Here is a 15,786-nt window from a genome sequence, read left to right as displayed (position 1 = left end):
ATTACCTCCACTTTTTTGTTCAACAAATGACTGTATTTGAGCTCAATCCATCTCCAAGCCTGGCCTTTTGCAGAAAAAGACACGCATTCAAAATCTCCATTTCTTCTTTCAAAGGAATCAGATCCAGCTTGCGGCTTTCCAGCGTATAGCGGTAAAAGTTGGCGAGTTTTAATTTAAAATCAATTGACTGCTGATCACCCGTTTCCACCATTGCTTTAAGTGTATTCAGGCTATTGAATAAGAAATGGGGATTCACCTGCTGTTTAAAAGATCATATTGGGCGCTAAGGTTATCGTTTCGAAACCGTTCCAATTCCATACTCACATGCTGATTTTCGTAGTTCTGTTGCAGCATGTTAAGAAACATATAAAATACCAGGTTGATGAGAATAGCCCGTACTTCTACCATCAACATGGTAGGTCCGAAGTCAATATGAGAAAGAATAAGCTGCTGAATGTAGGCCAGTCCAAGCATAACGGTAGACATCCAAAAACTTAAAATTCCAACTTCTTTTCATTCATTGTCTAATTCACCCTTCTAATCGTCCCGTTGGACATGATTCTGCTGACGCTGCGCATCAAAACGTCACAATTTTGCCTCAGAACTTAAAAACAAAACGATCATGAAAACTTCAAAAATTATCTATTGGACTGGCGCAGCATTGACATCATTGTGGTTTGGCGCAAGCGGGTTTTTCGAACTGACCAAAAATCCGTTGGTGTGGGAAATCACGCAGCAACTAGGCTATCCTGCTCATTTCATTTACATTCTGGGTGTAGCCAAACTTTCAGGTGTGGCTGTATTACTAACTCCGAACCGTTTGCTGAGATTGAAAGAATGGGTTTTCGCTGGTGTGTTCTTTGACATCATATTTGCTTTCTTTTCCAAATTAGCCGTTCTTGGATTGCCAGCCACCATTGATGCAGTAATCGCTTTTATGATGGTAACTGTAACTTATGTAATGTTTAGAAAACTATATCCAGCTACATACAGCAGGATTTAATTACAAAGAATACAGCATTAAGTAAGAAACCGATCAATTCCTTTGTGATAACACGAAGCAATTGGTTGGTTTTCTGCGTCTATCAATACTAATCCTTCATTACCTTCTCCCGATGTTGTTTGCCCCAACTGATCATTTCCAGTATGATTCCGCCAAAAGACATACAATAATCTGTTTCAGTATATTCAACCAGCACGGGCGTGTCCGCAGTTACTGTGCGTTTGATCAGCTGATTAGCTTCCATATCTTTTAGTTCCCTGGACAACATCCGGGTTGTAATGCCAGGAATACTTCTCTGGATATCACGAAAACGCCTGTTCCCATTACATATTGAATTGATAATGAGGAGCCTCCATTTTCCACCAATGGCGTATATGGTATCCTGCAAAGCTTGTACTTCCTGCTTTTGATTCCTGGGATTTGACAAGATTTCTCCTGCTTTCCTAATGTGGTCCTCATTCATTATGCTAGTCCTTTACAGTGCTTATCATTATGCGAACAATCGGAAAGCACAGGCGAATTACGCCTGCGCTTGCTTCTAAGACCGCTAAGTTAAGCCAAATGCTCAAAGACTCATTCCGCCATCCATTATGATTTCTGCACCTGTAATGAAGCTCGACGCATCTGAGGAGAAGTAGGTTACCATTTTTGCAACATCATCCGCAGTACCGATCTTTTTCAATGGGATGCGCTCAATCATCCAGTCATCCAATGCCAGGCGTGCAGCTGGATCAAGTCCCATTTTGTTTAAAATCTCAGTCTGAGTAGGTCCCGGACTGATCGCATTGACCCGGATCTTCCTAGGCGCTAGTTCAATGGCGGCAATTTTCATCACCGCATTCAGCGCCGCCTTACTGGATGTGTACATGGACGAATTAGCCCCATTCATGCTGACAACATTCGATGACAAAAACACGACTGAAGCACCATCATTCAGGATAGGAATAAATCTGCTAAGTGTAAAATATGCACCTTTGAAATTAACATCCATTACATAATCAAAATCACTTTCCGTCGCTGTTTCTATTGCGGCGCCACCTAATACACCTGCATTGATGAACAAAATGTCAAGTTTGCCAAACTGTTCGCTTACCTGTTTTGCCAGCGCTTCTATGTCAGCAACTTTGCCTTGATCACTTACTAAGCCAGTCACATCAAGCTCAGTTGCAGCCTCCTGGATAACATTTTCTCGCCTGCCTGTGATGATCACGTCAGCTCCTTGGGCTTTCAATTCTTTGGCAGTAGCATAACCAATACCACTATTTCCGCCCGTTACCAGGCTCTTTTTTCCTTTTAAAGTTTCCACTATCTCTTGATTTATATTATGACGAAGGCTATCTGTATATGGTATCATTCTGTTACTAGAATACTGTATGATACCAAGTGCTATTTTTTATTTTAATGGATCAAAAGTATCCCGGACGCCTTCGATAAATGCCGCAGGGTTCTCCCAGGGGCCGAAGTGGCCTCCTTTTTGAAATGCTTTTGCGTATACGATATTAAATTGGCTGGCCAATGGTCCGTCTGTCAGCATATTTACACGATTGTCAATTGTTGCAAAAGGGGGATATACCTCCCCGACCAGCAATGAAAATCCGGCCGCAGCTTCGACCGCAGGTGTTCTTGAGTGTGACGGCTTCCAGGGGTACCTGGCAGCATTTGCATAGACTCTCATAGAGGTTCCAATTGCCTGATTTATCCAGTATATCATTGCAAAGGTGATAACGTCATCCTTGGTGTAAGAATCCTCAAAATTCGCATGTTTGTCACTCCACTTTTTCCATCGCTGCAAGATCCAAGCCAGCATTCCGACAGGCGAATCGTTCAAACCATGCGTTAGAGTTTGTGAATCGAGCATGTGAACGGCGACGTGGGAAGCGAAGGTTTTCTGGAAATTGAGAAATTCGTTTCTCTGTTCTTCCGGCAAGTCGGCCGGAACAAGGTTCCCTTCGGTAAGGTCCCATGGACGTTCGCTTTGAAAAATTTGGAGCGGCATTTCATGCCCCAGGTGGATACCAATCAGCTCATCCGCATATTTATGTCCTAACTGAGCTGTTACCAACATTCCGTAATCACTTCCGGCTGCGGCATATTTTTCATATCCTAGCACGTCCTTCATCAACTTATGCCAAAGTTCGGCAATCTTCCAGAAATTGATTTCAGGGTCCTTTACCGGGGTTGAGAAGCCAAATCCTGGCAAGGAAGGGATAATGACATCAAATGACTGCTCGGCCTTACCGCCATACTTGACGGGATCGGTGAGAGGGCCAATCAGTTTGCTCCAATGCCAATACGTCCACGGCCAGCCATGTGAAAGGATGATAGGAACAGGGTTTGGGCCTTTTCCTTTTTCATATATAAAATGTATGGGTTGTCCTTCAATATCAATTTTGTACTGGTTATATGAGTTTAACTTTTCTTCTTGCTCACGCCAATCATAATTCTGCAGCCAGTGGTCCGCATAGTCTTTGAGAAAAGCTGTACTCAATCCGTAAAACTGATCCTCATTGTTTTGGTCAGGGGCCCAACGGGTCATTTTCAGTCGGGTTTGAAGGTCCGTTAAGACTTCTTGTGGGACCTGGATTTTGAAGGGAATTATTGATGTTTTCATTTTTATAATGTTAATAGGTGAAATCTAATTTGATTCTGGTCTGCACAAGCTTTTCGATGTACCAAGCCGCGCCAATTTTAATAAAGTTTGCATGGTAGTGCCCGAAGCCATGCATGGTCTTAAAGGCAGGAATGACCGACGATGCGTGTATCGGAGTGCTATTGTCCTGGTTATGTATCAGTTGGTCTTCCATTGAAAAAATCCCAGTGGCTTGCTCTGCTGTGTCCAGAGTAATCTCATAAGAAAAAAGGTGATGGATGGCTGTTGCCTGTCCAACTGCTTCTAAAATGGTCTGGGCAATTTGTTGACGTCCCTGCATTTGCACAAGTGGCTGGCCATTTACATTCAAAGGTGTAAAAGACCCTTCGGGGGTAAAGAGCGATGCCAAGTCAGTCCAGTTTTTTTCATCTGCGTAGCGGACATACCGGGCCATCAGCTCTCTGATTTGATCCTTTGCTTTTAATTCTTCCATGTGATTGCTATTAAATTGCCTTTCTTTTAAACTGCTGCGAAGGTATTAGTGTTTTTGGTATAATTATGTTACCAGTATACTGTATGATACCAGGCCATTCCAGATTATACGGTAACCCAAATGCTCACTTCAATATTATCCTTGGTGGCCTTTGAATAAGGGCAAGTCTGATGTGCGGCCAGTACGATCTCCCTTGCCTGCTGTTCAGGTAGTCCCGGTAAATTAACCTGCATTTTTGCTTGTAAGGTGAAGCCTTGCTGGCCGGTAGCCAGGTCCACTTCGGTATCCACAGATGTCATCAAAGGAAGTTTGATCTTTAATAAAGTTGCATTGTGCTGCATAGCCCCAATAAAGCATGCAGACCAGCCGGCCGCAAATAGTTGCTCGGGATTCGTGCCTTGGCCAGAAGTGCCTGGCGATGAAAGACTAACGTCCAAACGTCCATCTGAGCTTATTGCAGCGCCTTCACGGCCACCAGTCACGTGTACTTTTCCCGTATATAAAACTTTACTAACCGACGCAGCGGCCTTGGCTGCAAAAACGATTTGATTTTCCATTGTAATTGATATTGAAAAGGTGTTTGAAATTATTTATTGATCCAACCGGCCACTTCCAGAATTGCTTGAGCAAAGGCTTCGGGAGCCTCCTGAGGCAAATTATGGCCAATGCCAGTAATCGTATGGTGTGCATATTGTCCTTTGAAACGGGCGGCGTAACTACTGGGATCAGGATGCGGTGCGCCGTTTGCGTCGCCTTCCAATGTTACGGTTGGCACTGTGATTGAGGGCGCTTTGGCAAGTCTGGCCTCTAATTCATCATATTTTTCTTCGCCTTTCGACAGTCCAAGTCGCCAGCGATAATTGTCTATGACAATCTTGACATGCTCTGGATTTTTAAATGACGCAGCCGAACGGTCAAATGTATACTTGTTAAATTTCCAGGTTGGAGAAGTAGTCTCCCAGATAAGTTTGTTGAATTCATAAGTATTGGCTTCATAACCTGCAGCACCGCGATCCGTGGCAAAATAATATTGATACCACCACGATTGCTCAGCCTTTGGCTTCAATGGCGCCCGGTTACCTTCCTGGCTCCCGATAAGGTAACCACTTACTGACACAAGACCCGTTACTCGTTCTGGCCACAATGCCGCCATGATATCTGCCGTTCGTGCACCCCAGTCGAAGCCACCCACAATTGCGTTTGTAATCTTTAATGCATCCATGAATGCAATCATATCCACGGCGAAGGCTGACTGCTGCCCGTTCCGGCGTGTTTCCTGAGACAGAAAGGTTGTACTTCCATAGCCTCGTAAGTATGGAATTAGAACGCGGAAGCCTTTTGCAGCCAGTATTTTTGAAACATGCTCATAGCTATATACGTCATAAGGCCATCCATGAATAAGTAGCACGGGCTGCCCTATTGCCGGGCCTACTTCTATATATCCAACATCTAGCACCCCCGCCCTGATTTGCTTAATATGCTGGAAGGGATCTTCAATCTTCGTTATTTGACCGTTGCTGATGCCTGCTGATTTATGAGATTGGCCTTTCACTGGCAGCAAACACGCTGAAAGTAATAGAATCAGTATTACTTGCTGACTATTCTGGAACCAGCGTTTGAGGTTTGAAATGTTATTTATAATCTTCATGGTTCTGTTTAATTAATGTTAAAAACTTAATAGGTTGACTACTCTGAAAGGAACTTGGAGGTGAGCCTCAAAAACTGCTGCGGATTCTGAAAAAGTGCTGCGTGGCCTGCATTAGGGAATATGGCAAGTTCTGCGTTGGGCAAATGCTCAGACATCTTTACAGCATTTGACACAGGAACCGCAACATCAAATTCTCCCTGTACTATCAAAGCCGGTTGTGATAATCCTTCCAATTCCTTAAAAGCATTTGCATAAGACTGCGCCCAGCCAAGCACGGCAGTCACTTCTGCGATGCGACTCTGTTGGCTTAACGGTCTGTCGCGATCAACCTGGCGTCGTTGAATGCGTTGGTAGGCAGCCTCGCCAGCTGCTAAACTACTTTTTGAACTTGTAAAGCCAATTTTCAGAAATGTTTCCTGGGCTGTAAGCCCTGCGGTAGCTGCCAAAATTTTAGGCAAATCAGATAATCCCTGTGCCCCCTTTGGACCAGTGCCTGTGAATATCATCCTGTTTACCAATCCTGGCTGGGTCAAAGCGATTTGCTGGGCAATAAAATCCCTTTTGGTTACCCAGCACCCGGTATGCAATTTGATTGCCATCTACATTAATGAACTTCGTCTGCGCAGTCTGGTGAAAATCCGTTACGCTATTGGCGGGATTTTCCAGCGGGTGGTCCTCTTTACACGATGTAAAAAAAAGCCCAAGGGTGATGAGTAAAACAAGACTTTTAAAGTGGGCGGATGTTAAGATTGTCTTCATGATTCTGTTGTTTTTACGATTTGATAGCTCAAACCTACAATCAGAAAGAAGTGTAAAACAGGAGTTATTCCTTCAAACAGACAAACACGTAGCTAGCTTAGACAGGTTAATGGTTGAACATTTAAAAACCTGTTCTCTAAATCCTGTGACCCTGTACTTGATACATTTAATAGTTCAGCAATCAACCTAAACCTGCTTTGCCGGCACTGACAATTGGCGTGTAAAACATTTTTTTTAACTTTGCATTACTAACCAAAACAAGCTTCATGTAAGAGCATCTTTCTTTTTAGCAAAAAGAGCAGAGCCAAAAACTCCGGCTACTGCAACTATCTACATCACTAAAAGAAAGAAACCATGCTTTTTCTTCAAGAGGTCGCTTATGCGCATCCTAACAGGGACGTTTTGCTCTCTGATATCAATCTATCTGTAAACAAACAAGATAAAATTGCGCTCATCGGCCATAACGGGGCTGGGAAATCCACCCTTTTAAAAATCCTGGCAGGAGAAATTGCGCCTACGGCTGGACTAGTTAAAAGCAATTCAAAGCCTTACTATGTCCCACAGCTTTTTGGGCAATTTAATGAGAAGACCATCGCAGAAGCGCTAGGCGTTTCTGCAAAAATCAATGCACTAAAAGGCATCCTGGACGGCGATGTGACAGAAGCAAACCTGACCACACTTAATGATGACTGGTCTATTGATGAGCGCTGCCAGGTCGCTTTATCTCACTGGAATCTTACGGGTTTGGACCTCAGTGTAAAGATGGGAATGTTGAGTGGCGGGCAAAAAACTAAGGTTTTTCTGGCAGGAATTATGGTACATAACCCAGAACTCGTGCTGCTGGACGAACCAAGTAACCATCTTGACATGCTCGGTAGGGACATTTTGTATGATTATATTCAAACCACTCCCCACACATTGCTGGTGGTAAGCCACGACCAGACTTTACTGAACCTTGCGGGAACAGTTTTGGAATTGAGCAAACGCAGGATAACCGCCTATGGAGGAAATTACGATTTTTATTTAACACAGAAAACAATTGAAAATGACGCATTAAACCAAGACCTGAAAAGCAAAGAAAAGGCGCTGAGAAAAGCCAAGGAAACCGAGCGTCAAACAATGGAGCGACAACAAAAACTCGATTCCCGCGGCAAGAAAAAACAGGAGAAGGCCGGCTTGCCGACGATTTTGATGAACACCTTAAAAAATAGCGCAGAAAAAAGCACTTCTAAAATTAAAGGTGTCCATGCTGAAAAAATAGAAAGCATTTCGCAGGATTTGAGCCAGCTACGGAGCGAGATTTCCGACACCGGGAAAATGAAACTGGACCTGGATAATGCTGCACTGCATCAAGGAAAAATCCTGGTTACTGCTGAGAATCTAAATGTTGGCTTTAAACGGCTACTGTGGCAAAAACCGCTTAATTTTCAGATAATGAGTGGTGAGCGGATAGCAATAAAAGGGGCAAATGGATCTGGGAAAACGACATTAATCAAAATTATTTTAGGAGATCTGCTGCCCGGCGCAGGAAATCTGCAACGGGCCGAATTCAAAGCAATTTACATTGATCAGGACTACTCCCTGATCGACAATAGTCTGAGCATTTATCAGCAGGCACAACGCTATAACACCGGGATGTTACAAGAGCACGAGGTCAAAACGAGGCTGGATCGCTTTCTATTTCCAAAAGAATATTGGGACAAACCCTGCGTAGCGCTTAGTGGCGGCGAAAAAATGCGGCTCATGCTTTGTTCGTTGACGATCGGCAACCAGGCCCCTGACATGATTATCCTAGATGAGCCTACTAATAACCTGGATATCCACAATATTGAAATCCTGACAAACGCCATCAATGAATATAAAGGCACATTGTTGGTCGTCTCGCATGATGCTTATTTCTTGCAACGGGTGCGGGTCGAAACAGAAATTGACCTTTCCGAATTTAGGTAGATGTGTACAATGTATCCTCCTAACACTGGATTACATATTAACCTGTGCAATCCAGTGTTTATCAAACCCAAATGTGCTTATCCATTAACTTATAAATGATTTTTTGAGAAGACGATATTTCACTTTAACCACCGTTTCTGCATACGGTTATAAACGACTAATGGTAGAGAGAGCTATGAACATTCATTAACTGCTGGCCATGCAAAACTTGAACAAATATATACTTCTTATAAGAGGAAGCTTTTCTAATTTCTAGACAGATCTAGTTAAGCACTGTTATTTTACCCATCTTACATGCAGTATTCCCGACAACCGAGATCCATCATGTTATTGTTAGGTCGAAATCTCTACTCATCCTGGAATGGTTCCTAAGATTTGGCCGTTCTATGCAGTATCTCGTATAGAATCAGAAAGTTGTTTTGTGTCTCAACGGATACTTTCACGATGTAGAAAGGGCTGGCTCAGCATAGGGAACTCTGCTTACGCCATACCCGGTGGTTAACTTGCGCATATTTATACCTAATAAGCGTAGCGGTTCCGCATTTGATAGGAGTTATGTAATTAATTTAGCATCTATTGTTAGAATTTTATGGACAGCATTAATAAAGCGGAACCTATATTAAATTTGCTTCCGGGCCGCAGCCCTAATTGTAGCAATTCATGCTCTTTACGTGATTCGTAAGTCTACTTCAAATCTTATACTTAAATACCATTCACCTTTATTTTTGACTCTTTCACGCTCTACCATTGACCAGTGGCTCCCTTCAGGGAACAGAATTAGCTTTTCTTAGGGTTTCTTCGATAAGTGTTTGATAATCTTTCACATCTTCAAAGAGCAGGTTTTTCCTTTTGAACCAAAATAGGTTAGCTACCAAAACCAAAATGCGATGAAGGCTTTATATGATCAATTGTCGGTCTGTTGCAGCAAAAAAACCACGCAGCTGTACAGCACTTCTTTCTCGCTCGGGATCCACTTTTTACAGCCTAAATTTCACACCCCGATTTACAGCATCTACGGCTTTGTCCGCCTGGCTGACGAGATCGTCGATAGCTTTCACGGCTATGACAAGCACGGCTTAATGGCAAAGATCAGAGAAGATACCGCCGAAGCGATTGCTGCCGGGATCAGTATCAATCCAATTTTAAACAGCTTTCAACACGTTGTAAACCAGTATGGCATTGAGTGGTCATTGATTGATACATTTCTAAAAAGTATGGAAATGGACCTTGGACAGAAGCAGCATAGTCCTGATAGTTTCCAGGAATATGTCCTGGGCTCAGCCGAGGTGGTTGGCCTGATGTGCCTGCGTGTGTTTACCGAAGGGGACGCAGCAAAATATGATGACCTTAAATATTATGCTATGAAACTGGGCGCAGCATTTCAGAAAGTCAATTTTCTACGCGATTTAAAAGCTGATTATCAAGACCTGGGACGCAGTTATTTTCCGGGCATCAATTTCACACATTTTACAAGTGCGGACAAAGAGATTATCCAACAACAGATCCAGCAGGATTTTGGGCAGGCATTGATTGGTATAAAAAAAATGCCTGCATCGTCCAGGCGTGGTGTATACTTGGCATATTATTATTATCAAAAGCTTTTCCTTCGGATCAGTCAGACGCCAGCCGAAAAAGTAATGGATGCCAGGATCAGGATCCCTAACCACAATAAGATCGGGCTTATGATGCGCTCATTGATAAGGCATCAATTGAATTATTTATAAAAATACATCTTTGAAAATGCCATCAGCAATTATTATTGGTTCAGGTATAGCTGGCATTGCTACTGCACTGCATCTGCGGGCCGCAGGCTTTGAAGTGAATGTATTTGAGAGCAACGATTATCCCGGTGGCAAGCTACATGCTTTCGAAATAAACGGCTACCGTTTTGATGCGGGGCCTTCGCTCTTCACCATGCCACAACTTATTACTGAGCTTTTCGAACTTTTTGGTGAACAACCAACTGATTTTTTTCAGTATCACCGCATGAAGTCGGTGTGCAACTATTTTTGGGAAGATGGCATGCGCTTTACTGTTGATGCCGATCGCGAAGTTTTTGCAAAAGAGGCTGCGGCCAAATTTGGTATTGAAGCCACAACGATATTAGCTTATTTGAAAAACGGCCAGAAGAAATATGAGCTTACCGCTTCTTTATTCATTGAGAAATCGTTGCATAAAATGGGTACTTATTTTTCTGTGGATACACTTAAGGCCATGGCTCACCTATCGGAAATGAATTTGGGCATTAGTCTGGATGCGCTTAATGAAGCAGCCATCGGTGAGCCGCATCTGGTTCAGTTATTCAACCGCTATGCTACTTATAATGGCTCATCACCGTACCTCACACCCGGTATCATGAGTATGATTCCACATCTTGAACTTTACCTGGGCGCTTATTATCCAAATGGCGGTATGCACAGTATCACTACCAGTCTGTATCAACTGGCACTTCGACAAGGCATCCGATTTCATTTTAACCAAAAAATAGAAGAAATACTGGTTGAGAAGAATAAGGCAGTTGGGGTTAAAACGGCAAGCAGCCAGCATTTTGCAGATTGCATTGTGTCAAACATGGACATATTTTCTACCTATAAAAAGCTGTTGGCATCACAACCGCACCCTGAGCGCACGCTCAGGCAGGAGCGATCAAGTTCTGCAGTGATATTTTATTGGGGCATTCGCGGTACGTTTGATCAATTGGACTTGCACAACATATTTTTCAGCAGCGATTATCAGCAGGAATTTGCGCATTTGTTCGAACATAAAACGCTTTTCAATGATCCTACCGTTTATATCAACATTAGCAGTAAAGAAACTTCGGGTGACGCACCTCCGGGATGCGAAAATTGGTTTGTGATGATTAATGCCCCGGGAGATTATGGTCAAAACTGGGAAGCATTGGTGGCCCAGGCGCGCCAGAATATCATCAGCAAATTAAACCGCCTGCTCGGCACCGACATTGCAGCACTGATCATGACAGAAGATGTGTTAACACCCCCGCTTATTGAAAAACGAACGAGCAGTTACCGTGGCGCATTGTATGGTGCGGCAAGCAATTCTAAACTTGCGGCCTTCCTTAGACACCCCAATTTTTCAAACAAAATAAAACAACTTTATTTTTGCGGAGGATCCGTTCACCCCGGTGGCGGTATTCCTTTGTGCATGCATTCTGCAAAGATTACTTCAAAGCTCATCATTTCAGATTTATGAATAACGAACTATCATTTTCGGTTGTGAAAAGCAACAGTTCTATATTTGCAATATGGCTGGTAACCATTTCAGGCATGATTGGTATATGGCTAGGTTATGGCGCTTGGTTTTTGCCGAAAACACCATTCAACCTGCTGCTTGGCGTGGCACTTTTATACTGGAATTTTCCGCTGAAAAATGTTTGGCCAGGCATCTTAATCTGGTCACTTGTTTACATCATCGGAATGAGCGTTGAAATGATTGGAGTCAATACTGGCTTTCTTTTCGGAGACTATTGGTACGGTGAAAATATGGGTCCTAAATTGGCTAACGTTCCCCTGCTGATTGGCATCAACTGGGTGGTGCTTACTTTTATAACAGCCACTATCGCAAAGCGTTTTATACGTAACCCATGGATGGCACCTGTTTGCGGAGCTGCGCTAATGGTTGCGCTCGACTTTTTTATCGAACCTGTGGCTTCGGTATTCGATTACTGGCATTGGGATGCAGGTTACGCACCGTTACGCAACTACATAGACTGGTTTGTGGTTTCCTTGATATTGCAGGTGCTTGTAAAAAATTCCGTACCTCAAGCAAAGTATCCGCTACCGTTACATCACTTTGCGTCTCAGGTTCTATTTTTCGTCTTCTTCTATGCAATGCAACAAATAACTACAAAATAGCTATAAGCCATTAAGCAAAGCGTCAATGGTTTAAATAGGGAGCCAAAACATTTTCACCACCCCAGGTTCCTACTGATCGGTAAGGCTGAAAACGCGCAAATAACTCTTCTTTGTACCAATCTATTTTTCGGGTTTTCCGGATGGCCTCCTGATGTTCGGGGCTATTGTAGGCATAGTTTTTCAGCGCATCTATATTTTCCCATAAACTGAAAGTGGCCATCTGAACCAGCGGTGCTTCGCCAATTCCTTTGGTATAAATCAGCCCTTTACAACCTTGCACAATGGGCCGCTGAGATGTAGGAACATAGTCCCAAAATCTGATCAGTTTACCCGCCTTAATGGTTGCACGCGTAATTACTGCAATAAGCGGGTTGTCATCATCCAAATCTGTTGAGGGGGTAAATGGATTACGTCCTGACCAAAGGCCCTTGGCTTGTATGGGTTTCATGTAGATGGTCCACTGTTCGCTGCTGTGCGCCTGGTATCGCTTAAAAATTTCAGCATCTTTAAAAAAATGATCAGCGCATTGCTCGTTGGCCCAAATACCCAGCATGGCATATACACCCCAGTCGGGCAATGGGCTAAAACCCGGCTCGCGACCGCTGCCCATGAGTTTGTAAAATTGCAACCCGGGCGTTTTGCTGATATATGCATGTGCAAACTGCATTTGCCCGAAAGCCCACATTTTAGATCGTGAATTCTGAAACCGAAATAAAGTAAGCGTAGTGATGGAACTCATTAGAAATGATAAAGTAGCCAATCAAGAAATCGATTCCATTTGCATTAGGACAGAAAATATTTGACCACGTGAATGTACCGCGAGAATTTTATGAAATCAAAAAATGCCTTATATGCGGTCCTGACTTTTATGCTGACAGCATTTTCTTGAAAATAAGTAATTGTCAATGCTTTTTAGGACGGGTCAACGTATCGAAGAGTACAGAAATACAACCGAATTTTTAGACAGCTCCAAGCGGTTACAAAAATGAGCTTATTTTAGAATCCGGTATTAAGCCAATCCCCACTCGGGTTGACCTAATATACGGCTACTGTTTTCAAACTTTTTAGCATACTATTGTGGTAAAAAGAAATTATGAACTTACATCAACTCGGCCCGCATTTAGCAGTCATTGTCCCAACACTAACAGTTAGAAATTGCTCTGGCGCCATTACATTTTATCAAACAGCATTTGCTGCCACTGTTCTTATGTCCAACACTGATCCGGATGGATCCACAGTCGCCGAATTGGAGATTATGGGCGCAAGGTTTGTTGTTGCAGATGAGTCGGAAGAGCACAACCTTTTCAGCCCTGAGAAATTGCACGGCACACCTGTGCGGATTGGATTGCAGGTCGTAGATCCTGACCAGTTATTTGCACGTGCAATAGGCGCGGGCGCATTAATTATCTATCCCGTCGCCGATCAGGATTACGGGTACAGATTGGGCCATCTGGTAGATCCTTTTGGTCATCATTGGGAAATCTTTAAGCCGTTAACCTAGTCCCGAGCTCCAATAGATAATCGACGATGTCTAATTCTCGAACCAATATTTAGATCTACAAAATTTCTCGCAGCCACTTGAATTTAAGACGCTGTTTAGATATTTTTGAGATCATTAATTTGATACTTTAAATATCTCAACTGTTCATTCATCATCAAACTGACTTTTCGCTATGACTACCAAATTCCCAATGACTACGCGAGAACTTTATCATAGCGTAGGACTTACAACCTCTGACATTACTAAGATTGACGATCCAACATTTGTATGGGTGATTGCCGCGTTCGCTAACAGGGCAGACGAACCAGCAGCTGCATTTTCCGATTTCGGCAGTGCTCTAAATTTGGTCAAACGCGTGAATGCATTTGTAGAGGGTGGTGTTGGGCTCAGGCCGGTTTTGAAATCCACAAATAAACTCAAAACGGACCGGTACAAACGATTAGTCGATGTTGGCTTAACACCGTACATGGTTAGCTTTAATAATAATCGAAATGGCATTGAACTAATAGATGATCTTAGCGGTAACCTTGACGAACTTAGTGTTGATATGTTAATGCGTAATTTGAATAGGATTGGCGAGACAATGCCAGTTGACCTCAGCGATAATCTTTACGGAACATTCTGGGCACCTAATGGACACCTTGCAATCAAAAAGGCCAAAGTATTTAAAGCAGTATTAGATTCTTTAAAAGACAAACGACCCGTCGAATTTGTTTAAGATCAGATCTATCTGTCGGTACCAAGGTTTTGATTATTAGAAATAAATTTCTAAATCTAATTATGAGCGCGGACATAAAACTGAACATTACACCTTTCCTTGTGGTCAGCAATGCCTTGGGCGCAGCCGCTTTCTACGAAGCAGCATTTGATGCAACTATATTGGAAAAGTATACCAACGATGGGAGAACAAATGCGAGAATTGGAATAGGCAATGCAGACTTCTGGATTGGGGATGAGGAACCGGAATTTGATAATCTTAGTCCAGTAACAATAGGAGGATCGCCTGTCCGAATGATCCTGACAACGTCGGATCCGGACACAATATTCGCCAATGCATTGAAGGCCGGAGCTTCCCAAATTTGTCCAGTCACGGTTGAAGAAGATTGGAAAATCGGAAAGCTCAAAGATCCGTTTGGGCACATTTGGGAAATTGGATGTCCTCTTCACTAAAAAAAGCGAATGGCAGATAAACCGTCTTACCTGGGTTTCAATAATCAAGCTTACGAGTGGAAGCCCGATATCGATTACAAAAAACAGCCGGCACTTTATCGGGTTGGCAAAGGTGAACAAGGTGTATTGATATGTGAACCATACAAATCCGAAATAGGAAAACATTGGCGATTCAAAACAAAGGCAATTGCTGAGGAAAGCAGCAACAAAATTTATGAACTGTTCCTAGCTTACGTGGAACAACATGATTTTGTAGGCGCAGATATGGCACGGAAATATTTGCAAATGGGGTTTACCAGGGCACGGCGTTATGCCAATTATAAGGGAGGAAAGAAATACGATAAAGACAACGATTACGCACTTCTTGAAAAAGGAACCGGGCAACAAGAGAAGGCGGAGGCTGCTGCTATATTTTATGCCAAATGGAAGCAGGTAGAAAGCAATGAAAAGTATGCGCAAATGAAAAAGGAATGGAAGCGTAAATTCGGCTGATCAAAAGAGTTTACATTTGGAGTAAACCTGAAAATGAAAACACTGCTTAAAAATGAAAAATGATGCTGGCCTTCAAAAAGAATTCAAAGCATTGCCAAATGACGAGCAGGAAGAAATAATCAATACGATTTTGTCGCAACCGAATGAAAGCAGGCAGGAACAAAAGATTGTGGCTGCAATTAAGAAGCTATCATGACAGGTATGAGTATTAAAAACTTGCTGACCTGGATTACTCCGCTGATGCTGGGAGCATTATTGGGTCTTTACGAAATTCTGCATGGCTTGTTTTATGTACTTATGGAACACCA

The 15,786-nt window shown here is 42.9% G+C and carries 21 protein-coding genes; 10 read left to right on the top strand and 11 right to left on the bottom strand.

Annotated elements, in window-relative coordinates; translation table 11 throughout:
* Positions 1 to 19: 19 nt before the first annotated feature.
* Together NFI81_RS02780 and NFI81_RS02775 are read right to left on the bottom strand one after the other, a co-directional pair.
* The gene (locus NFI81_RS02780) at positions 20 to 256 is read right to left on the bottom strand and encodes a histidine kinase (protein ID WP_234614402.1); all 237 of its coding nucleotides are present in this window, start codon (positions 254 to 256) and stop codon (positions 20 to 22) included.
* Entirely contained in the window at positions 253 to 486 is a 234-nt protein-coding gene (locus NFI81_RS02775; protein ID WP_234614403.1) for a hypothetical protein, read from the bottom strand. Before NFI81_RS02775 ends, NFI81_RS02780 begins: the two co-directional genes overlap by 4 nt.
* 136 nt (positions 487 to 622) lie before the next feature.
* Here NFI81_RS02775 and NFI81_RS02770 point away from each other — a divergent pair, with 136 nt between their 5' ends.
* The gene (locus NFI81_RS02770) at positions 623 to 1,003 is read left to right on the top strand and encodes a DoxX family protein (protein WP_234614404.1); all 381 of its coding nucleotides are present in this window, start codon (positions 623 to 625) and stop codon (positions 1,001 to 1,003) included.
* Positions 1,004 to 1,091: 88 nt separating this feature from the next.
* Here the strand turns inward: NFI81_RS02770 and NFI81_RS02765 are convergent, their stop codons facing one another.
* The 8 genes from NFI81_RS02765 to NFI81_RS02730 all read right to left on the bottom strand — a co-directional run bounded on the left by NFI81_RS02765 (position 1,092) and on the right by NFI81_RS02730 (position 6,493).
* Positions 1,092 to 1,466: a winged helix-turn-helix transcriptional regulator gene (locus NFI81_RS02765; protein ID WP_234614405.1), complete on the bottom strand. Its 375-nt coding sequence runs from the start codon at positions 1,464 to 1,466 to the stop codon at positions 1,092 to 1,094.
* Positions 1,467 to 1,568: 102 nt separating this feature from the next.
* Entirely contained in the window at positions 1,569 to 2,309 is a 741-nt protein-coding gene (locus NFI81_RS02760) for an SDR family oxidoreductase (RefSeq protein WP_234614406.1), read from the bottom strand.
* Between the two features lie 87 nt (positions 2,310 to 2,396).
* Positions 2,397 to 3,614: an epoxide hydrolase family protein gene (locus tag NFI81_RS02755; RefSeq protein WP_234614407.1), complete on the bottom strand. Its 1,218-nt coding sequence runs from the start codon at positions 3,612 to 3,614 to the stop codon at positions 2,397 to 2,399.
* A gap of 10 nt (positions 3,615 to 3,624) precedes the next feature.
* Positions 3,625 to 4,086 (bottom strand): nuclear transport factor 2 family protein, encoded by a 462-nt coding sequence (locus NFI81_RS02750; protein WP_234614408.1) that lies wholly within the window; start codon positions 4,084 to 4,086, stop codon positions 3,625 to 3,627.
* Positions 4,087 to 4,190: 104 nt separating this feature from the next.
* Positions 4,191 to 4,643 (bottom strand): organic hydroperoxide resistance protein, encoded by a 453-nt coding sequence (locus tag NFI81_RS02745; RefSeq protein WP_234614409.1) that lies wholly within the window; start codon positions 4,641 to 4,643, stop codon positions 4,191 to 4,193.
* 29 nt (positions 4,644 to 4,672) lie between these two features.
* Entirely contained in the window at positions 4,673 to 5,734 is a 1,062-nt protein-coding gene (locus NFI81_RS02740; RefSeq protein ID WP_234614410.1) for an alpha/beta fold hydrolase, read from the bottom strand.
* 38 nt (positions 5,735 to 5,772) lie between these two features.
* Complete coding sequence (locus NFI81_RS02735; RefSeq protein WP_374759471.1) at positions 5,773 to 6,240, bottom strand: alpha/beta fold hydrolase; 468 nt, start codon at positions 6,238 to 6,240, stop codon at positions 5,773 to 5,775.
* A complete protein-coding gene (locus tag NFI81_RS02730) occupies positions 6,194 to 6,493 on the bottom strand; it encodes a hypothetical protein (protein WP_234614412.1) in 300 nt (99 codons plus the stop codon). The genes NFI81_RS02735 and NFI81_RS02730 overlap by 47 nt, the downstream gene beginning before the upstream one ends.
* Before the next feature lie 354 nt (positions 6,494 to 6,847).
* Between NFI81_RS02730 and NFI81_RS02725 the strand changes: the two genes are divergently transcribed.
* The 4 genes from NFI81_RS02725 to NFI81_RS02710 all read left to right on the top strand — a co-directional run bounded on the left by NFI81_RS02725 (position 6,848) and on the right by NFI81_RS02710 (position 12,315).
* The gene (locus NFI81_RS02725) at positions 6,848 to 8,443 is read left to right on the top strand and encodes an ABC-F family ATP-binding cassette domain-containing protein (protein WP_234614413.1); all 1,596 of its coding nucleotides are present in this window, start codon (positions 6,848 to 6,850) and stop codon (positions 8,441 to 8,443) included.
* A gap of 887 nt (positions 8,444 to 9,330) precedes the next feature.
* Positions 9,331 to 10,167 (top strand): phytoene/squalene synthase family protein, encoded by an 837-nt coding sequence (locus NFI81_RS02720; RefSeq protein WP_234614414.1) that lies wholly within the window; start codon positions 9,331 to 9,333, stop codon positions 10,165 to 10,167.
* A 16-nt stretch (positions 10,168 to 10,183) separates the two neighbouring features.
* A complete protein-coding gene (gene crtD, locus NFI81_RS02715) occupies positions 10,184 to 11,653 on the top strand; it encodes a 1-hydroxycarotenoid 3,4-desaturase CrtD (RefSeq protein ID WP_234614415.1) in 1,470 nt (489 codons plus the stop codon).
* Entirely contained in the window at positions 11,650 to 12,315 is a 666-nt protein-coding gene (locus tag NFI81_RS02710) for a carotenoid biosynthesis protein (RefSeq protein WP_234614416.1), read from the top strand. Before crtD ends, NFI81_RS02710 begins: the two co-directional genes overlap by 4 nt.
* A 22-nt stretch (positions 12,316 to 12,337) precedes the next feature.
* On the opposite strand, the gene NFI81_RS02705 is transcribed toward NFI81_RS02710, so the two are convergent.
* The gene (locus NFI81_RS02705; RefSeq protein WP_234614417.1) at positions 12,338 to 13,054 is read right to left on the bottom strand and encodes a spheroidene monooxygenase; all 717 of its coding nucleotides are present in this window, start codon (positions 13,052 to 13,054) and stop codon (positions 12,338 to 12,340) included.
* A gap of 354 nt (positions 13,055 to 13,408) precedes the next feature.
* Between NFI81_RS02705 and NFI81_RS02700 the strand changes: the two genes are divergently transcribed.
* The 5 genes from NFI81_RS02700 to NFI81_RS02680 all read left to right on the top strand — a co-directional run bounded on the left by NFI81_RS02700 (position 13,409) and on the right by NFI81_RS02680 (position 15,674).
* Positions 13,409 to 13,816 (top strand): VOC family protein, encoded by a 408-nt coding sequence (locus NFI81_RS02700; RefSeq protein ID WP_234614418.1) that lies wholly within the window; start codon positions 13,409 to 13,411, stop codon positions 13,814 to 13,816.
* Positions 13,817 to 14,006: 190 nt separating this feature from the next.
* Positions 14,007 to 14,534 (top strand): hypothetical protein, encoded by a 528-nt coding sequence (locus tag NFI81_RS02695; RefSeq protein ID WP_234614419.1) that lies wholly within the window; start codon positions 14,007 to 14,009, stop codon positions 14,532 to 14,534.
* Positions 14,535 to 14,596: 62 nt separating this feature from the next.
* A complete protein-coding gene (locus NFI81_RS02690) occupies positions 14,597 to 14,986 on the top strand; it encodes a VOC family protein (RefSeq protein WP_234614420.1) in 390 nt (129 codons plus the stop codon).
* Positions 14,987 to 14,995: 9 nt separating this feature from the next.
* A complete protein-coding gene (locus NFI81_RS02685) occupies positions 14,996 to 15,478 on the top strand; it encodes a DUF4385 domain-containing protein (protein ID WP_234614421.1) in 483 nt (160 codons plus the stop codon).
* 52 nt (positions 15,479 to 15,530) lie between these two features.
* Positions 15,531 to 15,674 carry a hypothetical protein gene (locus NFI81_RS02680; protein ID WP_234614422.1) on the top strand — a complete coding sequence of 48 codons (144 nt, stop codon included), beginning with the start codon at positions 15,531 to 15,533 and terminating at the stop codon, positions 15,672 to 15,674.
* Positions 15,675 to 15,786: the final 112 nt, after the last annotated feature.

The organism is Dyadobacter fanqingshengii, from assembly GCF_023822005.2.
Taxonomy (GTDB): Bacteria; Bacteroidota; Bacteroidia; order Cytophagales; family Spirosomataceae; genus Dyadobacter; species Dyadobacter fanqingshengii.
Note: the sequence above shows the minus strand (reverse complement) of the source record. Positions and strands in the feature narration are given on the sequence as shown.